The organism is Pseudomonas sediminis, from assembly GCF_039555755.1.
Taxonomy (GTDB): Bacteria; Pseudomonadota; Gammaproteobacteria; order Pseudomonadales; family Pseudomonadaceae; genus Aquipseudomonas; species Aquipseudomonas mendocina_D.
Genome location: NZ_CP154631.1, coordinates 3835429 through 3851497, shown reverse-complemented (window position 1 = coordinate 3851497; position 16069 = coordinate 3835429). Strand labels below are relative to the sequence as shown.

At 62.0% G+C, this 16069-nt stretch carries 16 protein-coding genes and 2 pseudogenes; 17 read left to right on the top strand and 1 reads right to left on the bottom strand.

Annotated elements, in window-relative coordinates; translation table 11 throughout:
- The first annotated feature begins 2 nt into the window (after positions 1 to 2).
- From AAEQ75_RS18075 to hemN, 12 genes are all read left to right on the top strand, one after another.
- Complete coding sequence (locus AAEQ75_RS18075; protein ID WP_017677201.1) at positions 3 to 182, top strand: CcoQ/FixQ family Cbb3-type cytochrome c oxidase assembly chaperone; 180 nt, start codon at positions 3 to 5, stop codon at positions 180 to 182.
- Entirely contained in the window at positions 179 to 1105 is a 927-nt protein-coding gene (gene ccoP, locus AAEQ75_RS18070; RefSeq protein ID WP_343350010.1) for a cytochrome-c oxidase, cbb3-type subunit III, read from the top strand. The genes AAEQ75_RS18075 and ccoP (AAEQ75_RS18070) overlap by 4 nt, the downstream gene beginning before the upstream one ends.
- Positions 1106 to 1451: 346 nt before the next feature.
- Entirely contained in the window at positions 1452 to 2894 is a 1443-nt protein-coding gene (gene ccoN / locus AAEQ75_RS18065; protein ID WP_143506354.1) for a cytochrome-c oxidase, cbb3-type subunit I, read from the top strand.
- Positions 2894 to 3502, top strand: coding sequence for a cytochrome-c oxidase, cbb3-type subunit II (gene ccoO / locus AAEQ75_RS18060; protein ID WP_343350008.1), 609 nt, complete (start codon positions 2894 to 2896; stop codon positions 3500 to 3502). The genes ccoN and ccoO overlap by 1 nt, the downstream gene beginning before the upstream one ends.
- Positions 3503 to 3508: 6 nt before the next feature.
- Entirely contained in the window at positions 3509 to 3697 is a 189-nt protein-coding gene (locus AAEQ75_RS18055) for a CcoQ/FixQ family Cbb3-type cytochrome c oxidase assembly chaperone (protein ID WP_017677205.1), read from the top strand.
- Entirely contained in the window at positions 3694 to 4689 is a 996-nt protein-coding gene (gene ccoP / locus AAEQ75_RS18050) for a cytochrome-c oxidase, cbb3-type subunit III (protein WP_343350005.1), read from the top strand. Before AAEQ75_RS18055 ends, ccoP (AAEQ75_RS18050) begins: the two co-directional genes overlap by 4 nt.
- A 161-nt stretch (positions 4690 to 4850) precedes the next feature.
- The gene (ccoG, locus tag AAEQ75_RS18045) at positions 4851 to 6263 is read left to right on the top strand and encodes a cytochrome c oxidase accessory protein CcoG (protein ID WP_343350003.1); all 1413 of its coding nucleotides are present in this window, start codon (positions 4851 to 4853) and stop codon (positions 6261 to 6263) included.
- A gap of 13 nt (positions 6264 to 6276) precedes the next feature.
- Complete coding sequence (locus AAEQ75_RS18040; RefSeq protein WP_343350002.1) at positions 6277 to 6795, top strand: FixH family protein; 519 nt, start codon at positions 6277 to 6279, stop codon at positions 6793 to 6795.
- Positions 6796 to 6803: 8 nt separating this feature from the next.
- Entirely contained in the window at positions 6804 to 9212 is a 2409-nt protein-coding gene (locus AAEQ75_RS18035; RefSeq protein ID WP_343350001.1) for a heavy metal translocating P-type ATPase, read from the top strand.
- Between the two features lie 62 nt (positions 9213 to 9274).
- The gene (gene ccoS / locus AAEQ75_RS18030) at positions 9275 to 9481 is read left to right on the top strand and encodes a cbb3-type cytochrome oxidase assembly protein CcoS (RefSeq protein WP_099523671.1); all 207 of its coding nucleotides are present in this window, start codon (positions 9275 to 9277) and stop codon (positions 9479 to 9481) included.
- Positions 9474 to 10157, top strand: coding sequence for a sulfite exporter TauE/SafE family protein (locus AAEQ75_RS18025; protein WP_343350000.1), 684 nt, complete (start codon positions 9474 to 9476; stop codon positions 10155 to 10157). The genes ccoS and AAEQ75_RS18025 overlap by 8 nt, the downstream gene beginning before the upstream one ends.
- Positions 10158 to 10289: 132 nt before the next feature.
- Positions 10290 to 11672: an oxygen-independent coproporphyrinogen III oxidase gene (hemN, locus tag AAEQ75_RS18020; RefSeq protein WP_179576399.1), complete on the top strand. Its 1383-nt coding sequence runs from the start codon at positions 10290 to 10292 to the stop codon at positions 11670 to 11672.
- Between the two features lie 34 nt (positions 11673 to 11706).
- Here hemN and AAEQ75_RS18015 read toward each other — a convergent pair whose 3' ends face one another.
- The gene (locus AAEQ75_RS18015) at positions 11707 to 12150 is read right to left on the bottom strand and encodes a hypothetical protein (protein ID WP_143506345.1); all 444 of its coding nucleotides are present in this window, start codon (positions 12148 to 12150) and stop codon (positions 11707 to 11709) included.
- 150 nt (positions 12151 to 12300) lie between these two features.
- Here AAEQ75_RS18015 and fnr point away from each other — a divergent pair, with 150 nt between their 5' ends.
- The 5 genes and pseudogenes from fnr to AAEQ75_RS17990 form a co-directional block, all read left to right on the top strand.
- Positions 12301 to 13035: a fumarate/nitrate reduction transcriptional regulator Fnr gene (fnr, locus tag AAEQ75_RS18010; RefSeq protein ID WP_084341147.1), complete on the top strand. Its 735-nt coding sequence runs from the start codon at positions 12301 to 12303 to the stop codon at positions 13033 to 13035.
- A 40-nt stretch (positions 13036 to 13075) separates the two neighbouring features.
- A complete protein-coding gene (locus AAEQ75_RS18005) occupies positions 13076 to 13624 on the top strand; it encodes an adenine phosphoribosyltransferase (protein WP_003460975.1) in 549 nt (182 codons plus the stop codon).
- 84 nt (positions 13625 to 13708) lie between these two features.
- On the top strand, positions 13709 to 14524 hold the full coding sequence (locus tag AAEQ75_RS18000) for an ion transporter (RefSeq protein ID WP_179576397.1): 816 nt from the start codon (positions 13709 to 13711) through the stop codon (positions 14522 to 14524).
- A gap of 233 nt (positions 14525 to 14757) precedes the next feature.
- A pseudogene (locus tag AAEQ75_RS17995) lies at positions 14758 to 15594 on the top strand (metal-dependent hydrolase).
- A gap of 50 nt (positions 15595 to 15644) precedes the next feature.
- A pseudogene (locus tag AAEQ75_RS17990) lies at positions 15645 to 16069 on the top strand (flavin-containing monooxygenase); the annotation flags it as partial.

Sequence of the window (16069 nt, the reverse complement as noted above, 5' to 3'; positions counted from 1 at the left end):
CCATGTTCGAGCTTATCGATATCGGTACCCTGCGCGGCCTAGGCACCGCGCTGGTCCTGATCGCCTTCACCGCCGTCACCCTCTGGGCCTACAGCGGCAAACGCCGCGACGCTTTCGCCGAAGCCGCCAACCTGCCCTTCGCCGATGAGCCCAAGCCCGCCGTTTCGAGGACCCAAGCATGACCACCTTCTGGAGTTGGTACATCACCCTGCTGACCCTCGGCACCATGGTCGCCCTGTTCTGGCTGATCTTCGCCACTCGCAAGAGCGAGGTGCACAAGAGCCCGACCGAACAGACCATGGGCCATGCCTTCGATGGCATCGAGGAATATGACAACCCACTGCCGAAGTGGTGGTTCATGCTGTTCCTCGGCACCCTGGTGTTCTCCGTGGGCTACCTGCTGCTGTATCCCGGCCTGGGCAACTTCAAGGGCCTGCTGCCGGGCTATGAGGACGGTTGGACCCAGGTCACCCAGTGGCAGCGCGAGATGAACCGTGCCGATGAGCAATACGGGCCGATCTTCGCCAAATATGCCGCCATGCCCATCGAAGAAGTGGCCAAGGACGAGCGCGCGTTGAAAATGGGCGGTCGCCTGTTCGCCTCCAACTGCGCGGTTTGCCACGGCTCCGATGCCAAGGGCAGTTACGGCTTCCCCAACCTGGCCGATAGCAGTTGGCGCTGGGGCGGCGAGCCGGAAACCATCAAGACCACCATCATGCATGGCCGTATGGGCATGATGCCGGCACAGGGCCCGGTGATCGGCGAAGATGGCGTACGCAACGTCGCTGCCTACGTCCTCACCGAACTCGGTGGCCGTGAACTGCCAGACGACGCCCAGGCCGACGTCGCCGCCGGCAAGCAGATCTTCGCCACCGTCTGCTCCGCCTGCCACACCCCGGCCGGCACCGGCATGCCGGCGATGGGCGCACCGAACCTGACTCAACCCAGCGCGTTCATCTACGGCAGCAGCTTCGCCCAACTGCAGCAGACGATTCGCTACGGACGCAGCGGCAAGATGCCAGCTCAGGGCGACTTCCTCGGCAATGACAAGGCCCACCTGCTGGCCGCCTATGTGCTCAAGCTGAGCCAGGGCGAAAACAAGTAACCCCCCCTGCATTACCGGCGACCGAACCGCGGTCGCCGGCCCCTCCTCACACCTGTGCGACTCAGTGTCGCACCCACCGACCAATAGCCCTGCAATTTCCTTGATCTGGGCTAAGCTGGCTTTCAGTCGCCATCTGTCACAACTCTAAGGCGATCCTTTCTTAGCGCTGCGCAAACTTACTGCGCCAAAAGCTCGCAGAGCGTTTTCGGGTTCCTCTCGCAAGGCCCGTTAAAGCCTCTGGAACCCAGTTCGTGTCGGCATGCTGCGTTGCAATGGCTACCTGCTTTCTCCATACTTGCCGCCGATTTTTGCCCCATAAAAATCCATTAACCGTGGAACCCCTAGCATGAGCACAGCAATCAGTCAGACTGCTTATAACTATAAGGTGGTCCGCCAGTTCGCCATTATGACGGTGATCTGGGGGGTCATTGGGATGGGTCTAGGCGTGTTCATCGCCGCACAACTCGTGTGGCCGGAACTCAACCTTGGCCTGCCGTGGACCAGCTTCGGCCGTCTGCGCCCGCTTCATACCAACGCGGTGATCTTCGCCTTCGGCGGATGCGCACTGTTCGCGACCTCGTACTACGTGGTCCAGCGCACCTGCCAAACGCGCCTGATTTCCGACGGTCTGGCTGCCTTCACCTTCTGGGGCTGGCAAGCGGTCATCGTGCTCGCGGTGATCACCCTGCCGATGGGCTACACCAGCACCAAAGAATACGCCGAGCTTGAGTGGCCGATCGATATCCTCCTGGGCATCGTCTGGATCATCTATGCCGTGGTGTTCTTCGGCACGGTCGCCAAGCGCAAGACCAAGCACATCTATGTGGGCAACTGGTTCTTTGGTGCGTTCATCCTCGTGACCGCCATGCTGCACATCGTCAACAGCGCCGCCATGCCGGTTAGCCTGTTCAAGTCGTACTCGGCTTATGCCGGCGCGACCGACGCGATGATCCAGTGGTGGTACGGCCACAACGCCGTGGGCTTCTTCCTGACCACCGGCTTCCTGGGGATGATGTACTACTTCGTACCCAAGCAGGCCGAGCGTCCGATCTACTCGTATCGCCTGTCCATCGTGCACTTCTGGGCGCTGATCACCCTGTACATCTGGGCCGGTCCGCACCACCTGCACTACACCGCCCTGCCTGACTGGGCGCAGTCCCTGGGCATGGCCATGTCGGTCATCCTGCTGGCTCCGAGTTGGGGCGGCATGATCAACGGCATGATGAGCCTGTCCGGTGCCTGGCACAAACTGCGCACTGACCCGATCCTGCGTTTCTTGGTGGTATCGCTGGCGTTCTACGGCATGTCGACCTTCGAAGGTCCGATGATGGCGATCAAGACCGTCAACGCCCTGTCCCACTACACCGACTGGACCATCGGCCACGTTCATGCCGGCGCCCTCGGCTGGGTAGCGATGATCTCCATCGGCTCGCTGTATCACCTGATTCCGAAGGTGTTCGGCCGCGAGCAGATGCACAGCATCGGCCTGATCAACACCCACTTCTGGCTGGCGACCATCGGTACCGTGCTGTACATCGCCTCGATGTGGGTCAATGGCATCACCCAGGGCCTGATGTGGCGCGCAGTCAACGAAGACGGCACCCTCACCTACTCCTTCGTCGAAGCGCTGGAAGCAAGTCATCCCGGCTTTGTCGTACGCATGATCGGCGGTGCCTTCTTCGTAACCGGCATGCTGCTGATGGCCTACAACACCTTCCGCACCGTGCGCGCCGCCAAACCGGCCGAGTACGAAGCGGCTGCGCAGATTCCCGCCGGAGTAGCTCACTGATGAAACACGAAATCATCGAGAAGAATATCGGCCTGATGGCGCTGCTGATGGTGATTGCCGTCAGCATCGGCGGCCTGACACAGATCGTCCCGCTGTTCTTCCAGGACGTCACCAACGAACCGGTAGAAGGCCTCAAGCCTTATACAGCGCTGCAACTGGAAGGCCGCGACATCTACATCCGTGAGGGCTGCGTCGGCTGCCACACACAGATGATTCGCCCATTTCGCGCTGAAACCGAGCGCTACGGCCACTACTCGGTAGCCGGCGAGAGCGTCTGGGATCATCCCTTTCTGTGGGGCTCCAACCGTCGCGGCCCAGATCTGGCTCGTGTAGGCGGTCGTTACTCGGACGAGTGGCATCGCGCCCACCTGTACAACCCACGCAACGTAGTGCCTGAATCGAAGATGCCCGCCTACCCATGGCTGGTGGAGAACAAGCTCGACGGTCGCGACACCACCAAGAAGATGGAAGTCATGCGGGGCTTCGGCATCCCCTACACCGACGAAGATGTCGCCGGTGCCCGTGACGCAGTGAAAGGCAAGACCGAAATGGACGCGCTGATCGCGTACATGCAGGTTCTCGGCACTTCCATCAAGAACAAACGGTAAGACGCTATGGACATCGGGATGATTCGCGGCATCGGCACGGCGGTGGTGTTCATCGCCTTCATCGGCGTGGTGCTCTGGGCTTACAGCAGCAAGCGCAAGTCCAGCTTCGACGAAGCTGCCAACCTGCCCTTCGCCGACGATCCCAAGCCCGAGTCCAAGCGCGATCAGGACTCTTCCAGGAGCAATAACCAATGACCACGTTCTGGAGTTGGTACGTAACCATTCTGTCTCTGGGCACCATCTTCGCCCTGACCTGGCTGATCTTCGGCACCCGCAAGGGCCAGCGCCAGGAGACTACCGAGGAAACCGTCGGGCACAGCTTCGACGGCATCGAGGAGTATGACAACCCGCTGCCGAAGTGGTGGTTCATGCTGTTCGTCGCCACCATCGTCTTCGCCCTCGGTTACCTCGCCCTGTACCCGGGGCTGGGCAACTTCAAAGGCCTGCTGCCTGGCTACGACTACGTCGACAACGAAAAGCAGACGCCTTTTGCTGCTGGCGTACAAATCGCTGACGGCTCCATGCGTCACGCTGGCTGGACCGGCGTACACCAGTGGGAAAAGGAAATGGCGCGCGCCGATGAGCAGTACGGCCCGCTGTTCGCCAAATACGCCGCCATGCCGATCGAGGAAGTGGCCAAGGACCAGCAAGCCCTGAAAATGGGTGGTCGTCTGTTCGCCTCCAACTGCTCGGTCTGCCACGGCTCCGATGCCAAAGGCAGCTACGGCTTCCCCAATCTGACCGACAACGAGTGGCGCTGGGGCGGCGAGCCGGTAACCATCAAGACCACCATTCTCAAGGGTCGTGAAGGCGCCATGCCGGCTCAAGGTCCGGCCATCGGCGAAGACGGCGTGCGCAACGTTGCCGCCTACGTCCTGACTCAACTGGCCGGTCGTGAGCTGCCAGAAGGCGTGGAAGCCGATATCGAAGCAGGTCAGAAGGTCTTCGCCGGTACCTGTTTCGCCTGCCACGGTGCTGACGGCAAGGGTACCGCGGCCATGGGTGCACCGAACCTGACCAACCCGGCAGCGTTCATCTACGGCAGCAGCTACGCACAACTGCAGCAGAGCATCCGTTACGGTCGTCACGGCAAGATGCCGGCCCAGGAAGAATTCCTCGGCAACGACAAGGTGCACCTGCTGGCTGCCTATGTGTACAGCCTGTCGCACAAGGCCGAAGAGCAGTAAGCGCAAAGCGACTCTTTTGACAAGGGTCAATGAACGCCCGGGTCGCGACTGCTGGTCGCACCCGGGCGTTGTCTTTCAGGCGTACCATATAGTGATCGTGAACTGACCCTGACCGACACGCATCGGCCCGGGCTGCCAACCAACCGCCGTGGTATGCACTGATGAGCGAACAGATTCCCGTCCAGGACGTCACCCCTCCTCCCGCCAAGAATGCCAGCGTCGATCTCTACGCCAGCCGCGAGAAGATCTACACCCGCGCGTTCACCGGCCTGTTTCGCAACCTGCGAGTCGCTGGCGGCGCCCTCCTTTTCATACTCTTCTTCGGCACGGTGTGGCTGAGCTGGAACGGCCGCCAAGCGGTCTGGTGGAACCTCCCCGAACGCAAGTTCCACATTTTCAGCGCCACTTACTGGCCGCAGGACTTCATGCTGCTGTCCTGGCTACTGATCATCTGCGCCTTCGGCCTGTTCTTCATCACCGTGTTCGCCGGCCGCGTCTGGTGCGGCTACACCTGCCCGCAAAGCGTGTTCACCTGGGTATTCATGTGGGCGGAAAAAATCACCGAAGGTGACCGCAACCAGCGCATGAAGCTGGACAAGCAGCCCATGAGCGGCAAGAAATTCGGGCGCAAGCTGGCCAAGCATGGCATCTGGGTGGGCGTGTCACTGCTGACCGCGATCACCTTCGTTGGCTACTTCACGCCGATCCGTGACCTGGTGATCGAGATCTTTACCGGTGAAGCCAGCGGCTGGGCCTATTTCTGGATCGGTTTCTTCACCCTCGCCACCTACGGCAACGCCGGCTACCTGCGTGAGCAGGTATGCATCTACATGTGCCCCTATGCGCGCTTCCAGAGCGTGATGTTCGACCAGGACACCCTGATCGTCTCCTATGATCCGCGCCGCGGCGAATCGCGCGGGCCGCGCAAGAAGGACGCCGACTACAAGGCGCAGGGCCTGGGCGACTGCATCGACTGCAAGATGTGCGTGCAGGTCTGCCCCACTGGCATCGACATCCGTGATGGCCTGCAGATCGAGTGCATCGGCTGCGCCGCGTGTATCGACGCCTGCGACGACATCATGGACAAGATGAACTACCCCAAAGGGCTGATCAGCTACACCACTGAACACAACCTGTCTGGCCGCCAGACCCACCTGCTGCGCCCGCGCCTGATCGGGTACGCTGTCGCGCTGGTCGCCATGATCGGCCTGTTCGCCTGGGCCGTGGCCAATCGCCCGCTGGTGGAGCTGGACGTGCTCAAGGACCGCGTACTGTTCCGCGAGAACGAGCGCGGCCACATCGAGAACGTCTACACCCTGAAGATCATGAACAAGTCGCAGCGCGACATGACCTACGTGATCAGCGCCGACGGCCTCGATGGTCTGGTCTACGAAGGCAAGCGCGAAGTGCGTGCCCTAGCGGGCGAGGTGTATTCCTTCCCGGTAGAGCTGTCCATCGCACCGGAGAAGCTGCCGTCGAGCGCCAACAACATCGTCTTCCACGTACAATCCGCGGATGACCCCAGTATCAAGAACGACGCCGACAGCCGCTTCATCGGCCCAAGCGTCCGCTGACAACGGAAAACGCATGACCGAGCAAACCCAATCGCCCGTCAAACCCTGGTACAAGCAGTTCTGGCCCTGGTTCATCCTGTTCCTGCTGGGCTACTCCGTGGTGCAGGGCCTGACCCTGCTGACCATCGCCACCAAGAACCCGCCAGGGCTGATCTCCGACGACTACTACGACGTCGGCAAGGGCATCAACCAGTCGCTGGAACGCGAAAAGCTGGCCGAGCGTCTGCAACTGCATGGTGAGCTGGTACTGGACAACACCACCGGTGTCGCGACCCTGTCGCTTGAGGGCAACAGCAGACCGCAGCAGATCGTCCTCAACCTGATCTCGCCAACCCAGCCGGAGCGCGACCGCCGCGTGATCCTGCAACCCAATGCCGACAGCCAGTACCATGGGCAGATGGTCGATCAAGTCAGTGGTCGCCGCTTCGTCGAACTGCTCGGCCAGGAAGGCAGCCAGAACTGGCGCCTGTTCGAGGAAGAGAACATCACCGATGGCCAGACCATCATGATCGGTGACAACCCCTCCTACTGATCCCGCCAATGCCCGCCCCGACTCCCTGCTACCACTGTGGCCTGCCGGTTCCTGCCGGCAGTCAGTTCCGTGCCGACGTGCTCGGCCAGACTCGCAAGATGTGCTGCCCTGGCTGCCAGGCCGTGGCCGAAGCCATCGTCGCCGGCGGACTGGAGCACTACTACAGCCATCGCAGCGAGAACGCCGCCAACCCTCAGGCGCTGCCCGCTGCGCTGCCTGACGAACTGGCGCTGTACGACCGCAGTGATGTGCAGCAGCCCTTCGTCCAGCACGAAGGCGAGCTGAGTGAAACCCAATTGCTGATCGAGGGCATCAGCTGCGCCGCCTGCGGCTGGCTGATCGAGAAGCACCTGCGCGGCGTGCCGGGCGTGGCCGAAGCACACCTGAACCTGTCCAACCACCGCCTGCAGGTGCGCTGGCAGGACAGCCAGATTCCCCTGAGCCAGCTACTCGCCGAATTGCGCCGCATCGGCTATGCCGCGCACCCCTGGCGGGCAGACGAGGCCGCTGAACGCCTGGCTGCGGAAAACCGCCGACGCATGCGCGAGCTGGGCGTGGCCGGTCTGCTGTGGATGCAGGTGATGATGGCGACCATGGCCACCTGGCCGGAATTCAACATCGACCTGTCGCCGGAGCTGGACAAGATCCTGCGCTGGACCAGCCTGTTCCTCACCACACCCATCGTCTTCTACTGCTGCGGTCAGTTCTTCCGCGGCGCCCTGCGCGACCTGCGCACCCGTCACCTGACCATGGACGTCTCGGTCTCGCTGGCCATCGGCGGCGCCTACGTGGCCGGCATCTGGTCGACCATCACCGGCCAGGGCGAACTGTATTTCGACGCCGTGGGCATGTTCGCCCTGTTCCTCCTCGCCGGACGCTATCTGGAGCGCCGTGCGCGAGAACGCACGGCCGCTGCGACGGCACAACTGGTGAAGCTGCTGCCGGCCTCCTGCCTGCGCCTGGACGACAGCGGCCAGAGCCAGCGCATCCTGCTCAGCGAATTGCGTGAAGGCGAGCAGGTGCTGGTGCAACCCGGCTCGCTGATTCCCGCCGACGGCCGCATCCGCGCGGGTCAATCCAGTGTCGACGAATCACTGCTGACCGGCGAATACCTGCCGCTGCCACGCGGTATTGGCGACAGCGTCACCGCCGGCACGCTGAACGTCGAAGGCCCACTGACCATCGAGGTGCAGGCACTCGGCGATGCCACGCGCCTGTCGGCCATCGTGCGCCTGCTGGAACGTGCGCAAAGCGAGAAACCACGCCTGGCGGAAATTGCCGACCGCGTCTCGCAGTGGTTCCTGCTGTTCATCCTAGTGGCGGCCGCCGTGGTCGGTTTCGCCTGGTGGGAAATCGACTCCAGCCGTGCCTTCTGGGTCGTGCTCGCCCTGCTCGTGGCCACCTGCCCCTGCGCCCTGGCCTTGGCTACGCCGACTGCACTGACCACGGCCACCGGTACCCTGCACAAACTGGGCATGCTGCTGACCCGCGGTCACGTGCTCGAAGGCCTCAACCAGATCGACACCCTGGTGCTGGACAAAACCGGCACGCTTACCGAAGGCCGCCTGACACTCAAAGCCATCCACCCGCTGCGCGACCTCGACGAGGGCGATTGCCTGGCGCTGGCAGCCGCACTCGAAAACCGTTCGGAACACCCCATCGCCCGCGCCTTCAGCCAGGCGCCACGCGCGGCGGAATCTGTCGACAGCTACCCAGGCCAGGGCCTGCAGGGCAGCGTCGACGGTCGCCTGCTACGCATTGGTGAGGCCAGCTTCGTCTGCGCCCTCAGTGGCCAGGCCGTACCCGCGATTGCCAGCGAGCACGGGCAATGGCTGCTGCTAGGCGACGAACAGGGGCCGCTAGCCTGGTTCGTCCTCGACGACCGCCTGCGCGAAGATGCGCCTGCGCTGATCGCCGCCGCCCGCGCCCGCGGCTGGCATATTCACCTGCTCTCCGGCGACAGCTCGCCGATGGTGGGCGAAGTCGCCCGTCTACTGGGCATCGAAGACGCTCGGGGCGGCCTGACCCCAGATGCCAAGCTGACGGTGCTCAAGCAGTTGCACAGCGAAGGGCGGCGCGTGCTGATGCTCGGCGATGGTGTCAACGACGTTCCGGTGCTGGCCGCTGCCGATATCAGCGTGGCCATGGGCTCGGCCTCCGACCTGGCGAAAACCAGCGCCGATGCCGTGCTGCTGTCGAACCGCCTGAGCAGCCTGGTCGACGGCCTGAAGCTGGCCAAACGCACGCGCCGCATCATCATCGAAAACCTGGCCTGGGCGACACTGTACAATGGCCTGGTACTGCCCTTCGCCGCCCTGGGCTGGATCACACCGATCTGGGCGGCCGTGGGCATGTCCCTGAGCTCGCTGCTGGTAGTGCTCAATGCCTTGCGCCTGAGCCGAACCCCGAATACGTAGGAGCGAGCCTTGCTCGCAAGGAAGCGGTGCTCGCTCCTACTTAGATGCCCCCTGGAGACCGCATGTCCGCCCTCTACATCCTGATCCCTGTCGCCATCGGCCTGGTCGGTTTCGCCATCTGGCTGTTCTTCTGGGCGGTAGACAGCGGTCAGTACGACGATCTCGACGGCCCAGCGCACAGCATTCTGTTCGACGACGAAGATCCGCTGCACAAGGCCGGCGTCGAGCAGGCCGCGGACCACAACAAGCCCGGAAAACCTGATGCTTGAGCTGGCACCGCTGCTGGTGTCGGCGCTGATCCTTGGACTGCTCGGCGGCGGCCATTGCCTCGGCATGTGCGGCGGTCTGATGGGCGCACTGACGCTGGCGATTCCCCCCGAGCAACGCGGCAGGCGTCTCCAGTTGCTGCTGGCTTACAACCTCGGGCGCATTCTTAGCTACAGCCTTGCAGGCTTGCTCCTGGGCCTTGCCGGCTGGGCCATTGCAGGCAGCAAAGCCGAAGTGGCGATGCGCACGCTGGCTGCCTTACTGCTGATTGCCATGGGCCTTTATCTGGCCGGCTGGTGGAGCGGGCTGACACGTATCGAAGCACTGGGTCGTGGCCTGTGGCGGCGTATCCAGCCTCTGACGCGACGCTTCATGCCCGTCAGCAGCCTGCCGCGCGCCCTGGCTCTCGGTGGTTTATGGGGCTGGCTGCCGTGCGGGCTGGTCTACAGCACACTGCTGTGGGCCTCCAGTCAGGGTAATGCGCTTAACAGCGCGCTGCTGATGCTGGCCTTCGGCCTGGGCACCTGGCCGGTACTGCTGGCTACCGGCCTGGCTGCCGAACGCATCACCGATCTGCTACGCAAGCGTGGCGTGCGCATGGCCGGCGGCCTGCTGGTCATCCTGTTCGGTATCTGGACCCTGCCCGGCCCACACCAGCACTGGCTGATGGGGCACTGACCTATAACCGGATTACATCCGGACTACGCCGCGACAACACCTGCGGTGCTCGACGCGCCCTTGATTCAGGTCAAGGCCGCCACCTACATGCATCCTTAGACTGGCCACACAGCCTGTCCAGGATTATTTCCCATGCTCGAAACCATCCAGTGGGATGCCGACCTGATCCGCCGCTACGATCTCGCCGGCCCGCGCTACACCTCTTACCCGACCGCAGTGCAGTTTCACGACGACATCGGCCCGTTCGATCTGCTGCATGCGCTACGCGACAGTCGCAAGGCCGGGCGTCCGCTGTCGCTGTACGTGCACATCCCGTTCTGCGCGCACATCTGCTACTACTGTGCCTGTAACAAGGTGATCACCAAGGACCGTGGCCGCGCCTTGCCCTATCTGGAAAAGCTCGAGCGGGAAATCGAGATCATCAGTCGCTACATCGATCGCAACCAGCCAATCGAGCAACTGCATTTCGGTGGCGGCACGCCAACCTTCCTCAGCCATGACGAGCTGCGCCGCCTGATGCAGCACCTGCGCCAGCACTTCAACCTGCTAGATGATGACTCCGGTGATTACAGCATCGAGATCGACCCACGCGAAGCGGACTGGTCGACCATGGGCCTGCTGCGTGAGCTGGGTTTCAATCGCGTCAGCCTCGGCGTACAAGACCTCGACCCCGAGGTGCAGCGCGCGGTCAACCGTCTGCAGACCCTGGAAGAGACCCGTGCCATTGTCGAGGCGGCCCGCACCCTGCAGTTCCGCTCGGTGAACATTGACCTGATCTACGGCCTGCCCAAACAGACCCCAGAGCGCTTCGCGCGCACCGTGGCCGAGGTCATCGCCCTGCAACCGGATCGCCTGTCACTGTTCAACTATGCGCACCTGCCGGAACGCTTCATGCCGCAACGGCGCATCAACAACGATGACCTTCCCAGTCCGGGCGACAAACTGGCCATGCTGCAGGCCAGCATCGAGCAGCTGACGCGCGCCGGGTATCGCTACATCGGCATGGACCACTTCGCCCTGCCCGATGACGAACTGGCCATCGCCCAGGAAGAAGGCACGCTGCAACGCAACTTCCAGGGCTATACCACCCATGGCCACTGCGACCTGATCGGCCTGGGCGTATCCGCCATCAGCCAGATCGGCGATCTGTACAGCCAGAACGACAGCGATATCGCCAGTTATCAGCAGTCCCTGGGCAACGGCCAATTGGCGACGCGCCGCGGCTTGCACTGCAATGCCGACGACCGCCTGCGTCGCGCCGTGATTCAGCAGCTGATCTGCCATTTCCAACTGCGCTTCGCCGACATCGAGCAAACGCATGGCGTGGTGTTCCGTGATTATTTCTGCGCCCTGTGGCCCGAGTTGGAGCAACTCGCGGCTGACGGCCTGATCAGCCTCGACGCTCAGGGTATTGAAGTGCGCCCGGCCGGGCGCCTACTGGTGCGTTCGCTGTGTATGCTGTTCGATCGCTATCTCAACGATCAGGTGCGCCAGCGCTTCTCGCGGGTGATCTGAGCCGGGCAAGCGCCCGCTCCGTTACGGGCGCTTCTCAACTCATCGCCAGCAGGCTCGCAGCCTGCATCTGCTCGCTGGAAAGGCCATTGTCACGCATCAACTTGATCAGCTGGGCGTTGGCCGAAGTCAGCGCACTGTTGAGCGAGGCCAGCTCGGTCTGCAGCCCTTCCAACTGCTGACGCTTGCCCTCGGCGTCAAGCCTCTGGTCGCTCATGACGGCCTCGATCTGCGCCTGTTTCTCGACGATCTGTGCACGCAGCTCGCGGATCATCTTGAGCAGATCCCTGATCGCCTGAGGCAGGTCGCTATCGTCGATATCTTGATGCTTCTCAGATCTGGTCGACATGCCCTTGCCCAGCTCGGAAAGGCTAACGCGCAATCCTTCGCGACTCTCCTGCGCAGTTCGTTCAGCCGTGCTGAACTGTCGTTGAACACCCTGAGCCAGATTGTTCAGTGAACCCAGCGAAGCGATGCGCATTACCCTGCTCCCTGCCTTGATCTATCATCTCAGGGTCACATCGGCAGACTAGGATCAAACTTGAGCAAGCAGTCAGGCTTGCATAGCTGGTCGCAAACCCGCCCCTGCTGTACCCTAAGCGCCATTGCGTATCTATCAGGAAGCTGAACGATGTCCGAGAGCATCAAGCTGCGTACGCAGCACCAAGCCCATTGCAAGGATTGCAGCCTGGCCAGCTTGTGCCTGCCGCTCTCGCTGAACATGGAAGACATGGACGCCCTCGACGACATCGTCAAGCGTGGTCGACCGCTGAAAAAAGGCGAATTCCTGTTCCGTCAGGGTGATTCCTTCGGCTCCGTATTCGCCGTGCGTTCCGGCGCGCTGAAAACCTTCAGCCTGAGCGATGGCGGCGAAGAGCAGATAACCGGCTTCCACCTGCCCAGCGAGCTGGTCGGCCTGTCCGGGGTCGATGGCGAGCGCTACCCGGTCTCCGCGCAGGCACTGGAAACCACCTCGGTCTGCGAGATTCCCTTCGAGCGCCTCGATGACCTGGCCCTGCAATTGCCACAGCTGCGCCGCCAACTGATGCGCATCATGAGCCGCGAGATCCGCGACGATCAGCAGATGATGCTGTTGCTGTCGAAGAAGACTGCCGACGAGCGCATCGCCACCTTCCTGGTCAACCTCTCTGCCCGCTTCCGGGCGCGTGGCTTCTCGGCCAATCAGTTCCGCCTGGCCATGTCGCGCAACGAAATTGGTAACTATTTGGGCCTTGCGGTGGAGACAGTCTCTCGCGTATTCACCCGCTTCCAACAGAACAAGCTGCTCGAAGCCGAAGGCAAGGAAGTACATATTCTCGACCCGATCGAACTGTGTGCTCTGGCCGGCGGCAATCTCGACGTTTGAGTTCGCACGAGTTCGCGGGCTCACGCATTAGGACCCCACGATGATCTTTGACGAATTCAGTATCAAGACCCTGATCCGCCCGGTACCGGACTTTCCCAAACCGGGCGTGATCTTTCGCGACATCACCCCGCTGTTCCAGTCGCCACGTGCCCTGCGCATGGTCGCCGACAGTTTCATCCAACGTTACGTGGAGGCCGAGTTCAGCCATATCGGCGCCATGGACGCGCGCGGCTTCCTGATCGGCTCGATCATCGCCTATGAACTGAACAAACCTCTGGTGTTGTTTCGCAAGCAGGGCAAACTGCCGGCGGACGTCCTCAGCGAGGGTTACCAGACCGAGTACGGCGAAGCCTTTCTCGAGGTCCATAGCGACAGCCTCTGCGAAGGCGATTCGGTACTGATCTTCGATGACCTGATCGCAACCGGCGGCACCCTGATCGCCGCAGCCAACTTGGTACGACGCATGCGCGCAACGATCTTCGAGGCCGCCGCGATCATCGACCTGCCTGAGCTGGGTGGTTCGCAGAAACTGCAGGACGCCGGCATCCCCACCTTCACGCTGACGGCCTTCGCCCTCGACGATCACTGAGCCGAAGCGCCTGCCAACCCACAAGTGGGTTGATGATTCTGCCGGGCAATGCCCGGCATCACCGATGACCTTGACCAGACTCCCATGCACGAACTCGAACTGAACCCATCCAGCGACTGGCGTCAGCGCCTGGGCGCTGTCATGGACGGCGCCACCATGCAGCGCCTGGTAACCCTGCTGATCATCATCAATGCCGTGATCCTCGGCATGCAGACCTCACCGTCGATCATGACCGACTGGGGCACGCCGCTGCTGATCCTCGATACCTTCATACTCACCTGCTTCGTCATCGAGCTGGCCCTGCGTTTCACTGCGCGCGGCATAGGCTTGCTGCGAGATCCCTGGGCCGTATTCGATTGCCTGGTGGTCGGCATCGCCCTGATACCGGCCAGCGGACCCTTCGCCGTGCTGCGTGCCTTGCGCGTGCTGCGGGTATTGCGACTGGTGTCGATCAACCCAAGCATGCGTAAGGTGGTGCAGGCGCTGCTCGCCTCGCTACCCGGCATGGGCAGCATCGTCATGCTGATGGGGTTGGTGTTCTATGTCGCCGCGGTGATGGCCACCCAGCTGTTCGGTGAGAGCTTTCCAGAGTGGTTCGGTAACATCGGCGCCAGCCTGTACACCCTGTTCCAGGTGATGACTCTGGAAAGCTGGTCGATGGGCATCGTGCGACCGGTAATGGAAGAACATCCGCTGGCCTGGCTGTTCTTCGTGCCCTATATCCTCGTCGCGACATTCATGATGCTCAACCTGTTCATCGCCGTTATCGTCAACGCGATGCAGAACACCCACGAGCCAAATGCCGAGGAGCAAGCCGCAGTAGCTCGCGAACAGGCCATTCTCGACGAGCTGCGCGCACTGCGTAGCGAAGTGGCCGAGCTGCGCCGTAACGCGCCGTAAACCCCGCCACCAGCGCAATCCGCCGTCTCTGGTACGGCGGGCTGCACGCCCTCTCCCTTGCACCTGCCTAACAGACCCGCCTTAAGTTGGCGGCGCTCAGCGCCCGTACGCACGATAGTTACATCGTTCAATGACACAGTTGGTCTGTCGAGATTGACCATCTGCGACCCCGAGTGCTGCCAACCAGAGCCGCACGACACTTGGGAGTTCCAACTCGGAAGAGGACTCGAACGATGAGCGCCAGTACCGCCCTACCGCAGCCAAAATCCAGCTTCCCCGTGCGCCGCATGGACTTCAGTTTCAGCGAAACACCGAAATACTGGTTCTATGACGCCCCTTTCATGAGCCATTTCATAAACAACCTGTCGTCGCTGTTCCCCTACGGCGAGAAGTTCTTCGTCGACAGCGTGCGCGCCGTACGCGACCGGGTCAGCGAGCCGCAGCTGAAAAAGGACATCAGCGCCTTCATCGGTCAGGAGGCCATGCACTCCAAGGAGCATGCGGCCTACAACGACTACGCCAACGAGCACGATATCGACCTGGAACGCCTGGAGCTGCGCATCAAAGTGCTGCTGGAATGGGTCACCCGTTTCAGCACCAAGAAACACCGCCTGGCGGCCACGTGCGCACTGGAGCACTTCACCGCGACCATGGCCGAGCAGTTGCTAAAGCGCGAAGAGCTCACCACCCAGAAGAACGATCCGAAGCTCTATCAACTGTGGATGTGGCACGCCATCGAAGAGAGCGAGCACAAGGCCGTGTGCTACGACGTCTACCAGAAGGTCTAAGGCGGCTACTTCACCCGTACGCTGGCGATGATGCTGACCACCCTGATGTTTCTCGGCGTGATCGGCTGGTTCCAGATACATCTGCTGCGCAAGGATGGCCAGTTGCTCAACTGGCGCAGCTGGGGCTTCGGCCTGTAGAAGCTGTTTGGCCCGCGCAACGTTTTTTTCACCAAGCTGCTTGGTCCGTACCTGGACTACTACCGCCCCGGCTTCCACCCCAAGGATCACGACACCAACAAGCTGGAAAATCGTTGGCGCGAGCGCCTCGGTTTCAGTAACTGACGTCCTTTGGCGTGCAGACACCAACAAGAACGACAATCAGGAGCTCGGCCATGAATGCGTCCGTGTCCCCCCTACCGCTGCCCGTCATTGCAAGATCGCCATTCTTGGCAGCGGTTTCTCCGGCCTCGGTATGGCCATTCGTCTCAAGCAGCAGGGTGAGCAGGACTTCCTGCTGTTCGAGAAGGAAGCCGGCGTCGGCGGCACCTGGCGCGTGAACAATTACCCGGGCTGCGGCTGCGACGTGCAATCACACCTGTATTCGTTCTCCTTCGAGCCGAACCCGAACTGGACGCGGATGTTCGCCAGGCAGCCGGAAATCAAGGCGTATCTGCAAGGTTGCTGGGAGAATTATCGGCTGCAGGATAAGACCCTGCTCGGTACCGAAGTGGTGCAGATGCGCTGGGATGAGCACGCCGAGCTGTGGTACCTGCTGGATCGTGCTGGCAACCAGTACAGCGCGCAGTTCGTGGTAGCG